Source organism: uncultured Paracoccus sp., from assembly GCF_947496875.1.
Taxonomy (GTDB): Bacteria; Pseudomonadota; Alphaproteobacteria; order Rhodobacterales; family Rhodobacteraceae; genus Paracoccus.
Genome location: NZ_CANMEH010000011.1, coordinates 86,899 through 92,929 on the forward strand (window position 1 = coordinate 86,899; position 6,031 = coordinate 92,929).

Consider the following 6,031-nt stretch of genomic DNA (forward strand, 5'->3'; position numbering starts at 1 on the left):
GTGAACCAGGGGACCGGCCCGAGACATCGCGCGCGACATGCGTTAGCCCGGCACCAGCTTAAAGAGGGATCGCCTGCATGCTGCCCTGGATACATCTGGCGACGGCGACCGCGCCGCAGGGCGGACTGCTCAGGCTGCTGCGCCGAGGCGACGAGTTCTCGATCCGCCTTGATGGCGGCAACGAGCTGATGAACAGCCGGCTGAGCGGCTCGGAAGAGGCGCTCGCCAGCCTGGCCCTCGACCGGCTCGGCGGCCGGCCGGCCCCGCGCGTGCTGATCGGGGGACTGGGCATGGGCTTCACGCTGCGCGCGGCCCAGTCCGTCGCACCGCCGGATGCGCGGCTGATCGTCTGCGAGATCGTGCCCGAACTCGTCCAATGGGCCGGGCAGCACATGGCAGCCGTTTTCGGCAATTGCCTCAGCGACCCGCGGGTGGAGGTGAGGACAGGCGATGTGGGCCGGATGATCGAGCAGGCGAGTGGTGCATTCGACGCGATCTTGCTGGACGTCGACAACGGGCCCGATGGCCTGACCCGTCCCGACAATGACGGGCTTTATGGCATGGCAGGTCTTCGATCGGCGCATCGCGCCCTTGCGCCCGGGGGCGTCCTGGCCGTCTGGTCCGCCGCACCGGACCAGGCATTCAGCAGACGCCTGGCCGGCTCCGGGTTCGACGCAAGAACCCACGCGGTACGTGCGGGACGTTCCAGGCGCGGGGCCCGTCACACGATCTGGACGGCTGTTCGATAGGACGGCTGATGATCAGCCTCTCCGAGGATTGGCCGCGACCGAATGTGAAGACAGCTGCGGCCGGGCGCCGGTGTGCACGCCTTCGCTAGCCCGCCGGTTCATAAAAAAGTGCGATCGGGCCGTTTCTCGGCCATCCAAAGCCGCAGACGCGCCCGCTCGCCCTCACGCCGTCAACAGCTCGGGGCTGTCATGCTGGTCCGGCTCAAGCGCCGCAAGGAAGTCCGCGCACCATTTCGAGATGTCGTTCTGCTCGAGCCGGGTCATCATCGCCGTGAACCGCTCGATCCGCTCCTCCAGCGGCATGGCCAAGGCGCGAGCGATGGCGTTGCCGATCGCCTCGATGTCATAGGGATTGACCAGCAGCGCGGAGTCGAGCTCGCGGGCGGCACCGGCGAAACGCGACAGGACAAGCACGCCCGGGTCGGCCGGGTTCTGGGCGGCGACGAATTCCTTGGCGACCAGGTTCATGCCGTCGCGCAGGGGCGTCACCAGCCCGACACGGGCGATCCGGTACAGGCCTGCAAGAGTACTGCGGCCGACCGATTGGTTGATGTAGCGGATCGGCGTCCAGTCGAGCGTGCCCATTGCGCCGTTCACCCGGCCGGCGTGCTCGGCCACCTGTCGCTGCATGGTCGTATACCCCGGCACGTCGCTGCGCGATTTCGGCGACACCTGCAGCAGCGTCGTGCGACCCCGCCACGCGGGATTTGCGACGAGGAACTGTTCGAACCCGTCCATGCGGTGGGTCAGTCCCTTGGAGTAATCGAGCCGGTCCACGCCGATGATCAGATCGCGGCCGCTGAAGCTGACTGCAGTCCGCTTGACCGCCCGGTTTCGCACGGCGCCCCTGGCCATTACGGCAAACTCGCCCACGTCGATGCCGATGGGAAAGGCGCTGGCGCGAAAACGCCTGCCATGGGCGGCCATCCAGCCGCCGCCCAGGTCGCCACCGATCCCCTCACGCTTGAGCGCCAGCGCGAAGTTCTCGACGTCGTACGCGGTCTGGAATCCCACCACGTCATAGGCAGTCAGGCCGCTGATGATGGCTTCATGGACCGGCAGGGTGAAGAACACATCCGGCGAGGGCCAGGGGATGTGCATGAAGAACCCGATGCGGTTCCGGATCCCCAGACGGCGCAGTTCCGAGGCCATCGGGATCAGGTGATAGTCGTGGATCCAGACAAGATCGCCGGGCTGGATCAACCCGCGCAGCCGCTCCGCGAAGAAGCGGTTGACGCGAAAATAGCCTGCCATGTCCTTGCGGGCGTATTCCGTCAGGTCGAGCCGGTAGTGGCAGAGCGGCCAGAGCACGCTGTTGGCGAAGCCCTTGTAGTACTCGGACAGATCTCGACGCGACAGGTCGGCCAACCCGAAGGTGATTTCGCCGCGCTCGACGAACTTCAGCGGACCGGGCTCATCCGAGCCGCTGGACTTGCCCGACCAGCCGATCCAGACGCCGCCCGCCTTCTTCAGTGCCGAATTCAGGGCGACGGCCAGCCCCCCGGCCGGTGGCCCCCTGGTCGGATCGGGAACCCGGTTCGAGACGACGATCAGCCGGCTCACAACACGTCCTCCCATCGGCGGGAGAGATGCATCGCGGCGTAGATCAGCCCGACCATCGAATAGGTCTGGGGAAAGTTCCCCCACAGCTCGCCCGTGTCGACATGCACCCCTTCGGACAGCAGCCCCAGGTGATTTCGGGTGCGCAGGATCTCGTCAAAGATCTCGCGCGCATCCTCGCGACGTCCGACCCGGACCAGCGCATCGATCAGCCAGAAGGTGCACGCGGTGAAGGCGGTTTCCGGCGCGCCGAAATCGTCCGGCGCGCGATACCGGTAAAGATGGTTGCCGAAGCGCAGATGCCGCTCGCAGGCGTCCAGCGTGGACAGGAACCGCGGATCATGGGCGGGGATGATGCCGATCTGCGGCATCAGCAGCAGGCTGGCGTCGAGGATCGACCCGCCAAAGCTGGACACGTAGCTCTTCAGTTCCGCGTTCCAGCCGAGCGCGAGGACGCCGTCCCGGATCCGGTCGGCCTCGGCCCGCCAATGCGCCTCGCGCTCGGGCAGCGCGAGCTTGGCGGCAATCTTGGCCAGCCGGTCGCAGGCCGCCCAGCACATCACGGCGGAATGGGTGTGGACCGCGCCGTGGGTGCGGAACTCCCACAGGCCGGCGTCCGGCTGGTTCCAGCGTTGCGCGGCCTGCTGTCCCAGCCGTTCCAGCCGGTGGAACAGGGCTTCGCCGCCCATCGCGGGCAGCCGTTCGTCGAAGAAGCACTGCGTGATCGACAGGATCACCGAGCCGTAGCCGTCGTTCTGCACCTGCGTGTAGGCGGCATTGCCGCGCCGCACAGGGCCAAGGCCACGATAGCCGGGCAGCGCCGGCACGAATTCCTCGTCCACCTGCCGCTCCAGCCCAAGCCCGAACAGCGGCTGCAGATACCCATCGGGTGAGCCGGCCGCGATGTTCGAGACATAGCCCAGATAATCTTCCATCGTCTTGGTCGCGCCCAGCAGGTTCAGCGCAGAGACGGTGAAGAAGGAATCGCGCAGCCAGCAGAACCGATAGTCCCAGGTCCGTCCGCTTTCGCCGTATTCGGGGATCGAGGTGGTCAGGGCTGCGACGATGCCCCCGGTCTCTTCATGCGCGCAGAGCTTGAGGGTGATCGCCGCGCGGATCACCACGTCCTGGTAGTCCAGCGGCAGCGACAGATAACGGACCCACTCCCGCCAGTAATCGGTCGTCTGGTCGAGGAAGGTCCGCGCGATCTGCAGCGGTGCCTGCGACAGCCGCTCGTCGGCCCCGAACACGAAGGCATAGGGCCGATCGACCAGGAACGCCTTGTTGTTCTCGACATAGTCGATGGGGGCGTTGGTGGTCAGGCGCAGCACCTGGTCCCCTACCAGATAGCGGATGTGGTTGGTGCCGCGGGTAACCTCGGGAACATGCGCGCCGTAGCCGTGGCGCGGCCGCAGATGGATGCGGACGCGCGGCGTGCCCTCCAGCGGCTCGATCATCCGCACGATGCCGAGGGGACGGAACATCCGGCCCGCGTCCTTGAAGCGCGGCGCGAAGTCAACGATGCGAAGCCGGTTGCCCGATCCGTCGGTCAGGATCGTCTCGAGGATCGCGGTGTTCCGGATATAGCGCTGCTCGCTGGACGAGAAGTCCTCGACCGTGATCCTCCAGTCACCGCCCTCGTCCTGCGACCCGCCCAGCAGGCGGCAGAAGACGGGATCCCCGTCCATCCGCGGCACGCACAGCCAGACGATCGCGCCATCGCGGTCGACCAGGGCCGCGGCGGCGGCATTGCCGATCACCCCGAGGTCGAGCGAATGGACGTGGGGCGGAACGGTGCTGACTTCCGAGCCCAAGGCTTCCAGACGTGCGTTCACCGTGCCACCCGTTCGATCCAGGCACGCACCTCGGAGGGCGAGTCGACACGGAACTGTGCATGGCTCTGGTCCAGATCGCCGCCGACGCGAACCGACAGACCGCCCAGGCGGTTCGCGGCCGCGAACATCGCCTCGTCTGTCACGTCGTCGCCGATCGCCAGCGGTCGCCGGTTCGCAAAGACCTCGTGTCCCATCGTCTGCAGCAACGCATCCCCCTTGTCCCGGCCGCGTGGCCGCAACTCCACAACCGCCTTTCCCTCCTGAAGCTTCCAGTCGGGGCCTACGGTCGTGGCGAGTGCCTGCATCAACTCCCGCACCCGCGCCTCGCTTTCCGGGGCGAGCCTGTAATGCAGCGCGATCGCCGCCCCCTTGTCCTCGAAGATGACGCCCGGCCACTGCCGCGCCTTGTCGCGCAACAGCTGTTTCGCCGCCAGGAAAGCGGCCGTGATCTCGGCGCCGAAGACCTGTCCCGTCGCGTCGCGCCATTCCGAACCGTGCAGCCCGTTGACGACCGCCGGAACCCCGGGGAACAGGCCGTCAACGGTCGCGATCGACCGCCCGGTGACGAGCGCCAGCGCACCCCCGAGCCGGCCGGTCAGCCGGGCAAGTGCCTGGGCCAGCCCCGGGGGCACGACGATCCCGTCCGGCGTGTCGGCGATGTCGAGCAGCGTTCCATCGATGTCGAGGAAGACCGCAAGCGTGTCCACGTTCTCGGGCAACCCGTTCGCATGAAGGGGCCTCTCGCAGGCAGAGGGATTCTGGTTCATCGCTGCAAACTTAGGGTGCAGCCGCCGTCATCTTCAAGGCGAGATCAATCAGGTCGTCGCCCTAGCACCCGCGGTGACCTGACCTGTCCTCGGACATTTTCCGCCTGTGACGAGAGCACGCCCCGTCCGTCGCGGAACCATGCTCCGCCGCGGGATGTTCTGCGAACGCCTGGCATCTGCAAGGAGACAGAGGTGCAAGTTCGAGAGATGATCAGCACCCACCCGCATGTCCAGGGAAGCACGGCCGACAAGCTGCTGCGGTGCATCGAGGAATGCTACAGCTGCGCTCAGACCTGCACCGCCTGCGCGGATGCGTGCCTTGCCGAGCCGATGGTCGACCAGCTGCGGCAGTGCATCCGGCTGAACCTCGACTGTGCCGACATCTGCGCCGCGACCGGCGCGATGGCCTCGCGGCGCACGGGATCGAATGTCGAGGTGCTCCGCGCTGCGATCCAGGCCTGCGAAAAGGCCTGTCAGGAATGCGGGCGGGAGTGCGAGCGGCATGCGAGCGAGCACGAGCACTGCCGCGTCTGCGCCGATTCCTGCCAGCGCTGCGCCGATGCCTGTCAGGCCGCCCTTGCGGACGTCCACTGAACCGCGATCGAGGGGCTGGCGGAGCGCGCTCCGCCAGCCCACGCCAACGCTGGGCCCCGACCAAGTACCCGCCACCCACCACCCCGAAGACCGTAATAGCCGTCCCGAGTCCGCGGACCGGGCCGCCCTGGAGGAGCCGGCGCCTGGCCTGTTCAGGTGGCTCTTGAACGTAGAGCTTGTTGGACAAGGCTTTCGATGAACGACTTCAATGTCCTTGTCACCATCCTCGGGGTTGCCACCCTGGCCCTCGGGCTCGGGTCCAAGTGGCTGTCCCGCAGCCCGCTCCCTCCCACCCTGCTGGCGCTGTTCATCGGCGTGCTCGTCGGCCCCGAGGTTTTCAACCTCATCGATCCCGAAGCGACGGGCGATCGCGCCACGCTGATGGAGAAGGCCGCGCGCCTGACGCTCGGCATCGGACTCGTCGGCGTGGCGCTGCGGATCCCGCGCAGTCAAGGCCGCCATCGCCCGCGTGTTCGAGGCGACATGGCAGCGGTGCCGCGTTCACTGGATCAGGAACGCCCTCGCG

At 67.3% G+C, this 6,031-nt stretch carries 5 protein-coding genes and 1 pseudogene; 3 read left to right on the plus strand and 3 right to left on the minus strand.

The window, feature by feature from the left end; genetic code table 11:
* The first annotated feature begins 77 nt into the window (after window positions 1-77).
* Entirely contained in the window at window positions 78-749 is a 672-nt protein-coding gene (locus Q0938_RS13700; protein ID WP_299363318.1) for a spermidine synthase, read from the plus strand.
* Window positions 750-911: 162 nt separating this feature from the next.
* Here Q0938_RS13700 and otsA read toward each other — a convergent pair whose 3' ends face one another.
* From otsA to otsB, 3 genes are read right to left on the minus strand one after another with little or no spacing between them, the layout of a single operon-like run.
* Entirely contained in the window at window positions 912-2,312 is a 1,401-nt protein-coding gene (gene otsA, locus Q0938_RS13705) for an alpha,alpha-trehalose-phosphate synthase (UDP-forming) (protein WP_299363320.1), read from the minus strand.
* Window positions 2,309-4,144: a glycoside hydrolase family 15 protein gene (locus Q0938_RS13710; protein WP_299363322.1), complete on the minus strand. Its 1,836-nt coding sequence runs from the start codon at window positions 4,142-4,144 to the stop codon at window positions 2,309-2,311. The genes otsA and Q0938_RS13710 overlap by 4 nt, the downstream gene beginning before the upstream one ends.
* Window positions 4,141-4,851 carry a trehalose-phosphatase gene (otsB, locus tag Q0938_RS13715; protein WP_299363324.1) on the minus strand — a complete coding sequence of 237 codons (711 nt, stop codon included), beginning with the start codon at window positions 4,849-4,851 and terminating at the stop codon, window positions 4,141-4,143. The genes Q0938_RS13710 and otsB overlap by 4 nt, the downstream gene beginning before the upstream one ends.
* 252 nt (window positions 4,852-5,103) lie before the next feature.
* On the opposite strand from otsB, the gene Q0938_RS13720 reads away from it, so the two are divergent.
* Together Q0938_RS13720 and Q0938_RS13725 are read left to right on the plus strand one after the other, a co-directional pair.
* A complete protein-coding gene (locus tag Q0938_RS13720) occupies window positions 5,104-5,505 on the plus strand; it encodes a four-helix bundle copper-binding protein (protein WP_299363326.1) in 402 nt (133 codons plus the stop codon).
* A gap of 448 nt (window positions 5,506-5,953) precedes the next feature.
* Window positions 5,954-6,031: pseudogene (locus Q0938_RS13725) on the plus strand (transposase); the annotation flags it as partial.

Coding starts and splice junctions, on each gene's coding strand:
- Q0938_RS13700 (WP_299363318.1), top strand. CDS start 78: ATGCTGCCCTGGATACATCTGGCGACGGCGACCGCGCCGCAGGGCGGA.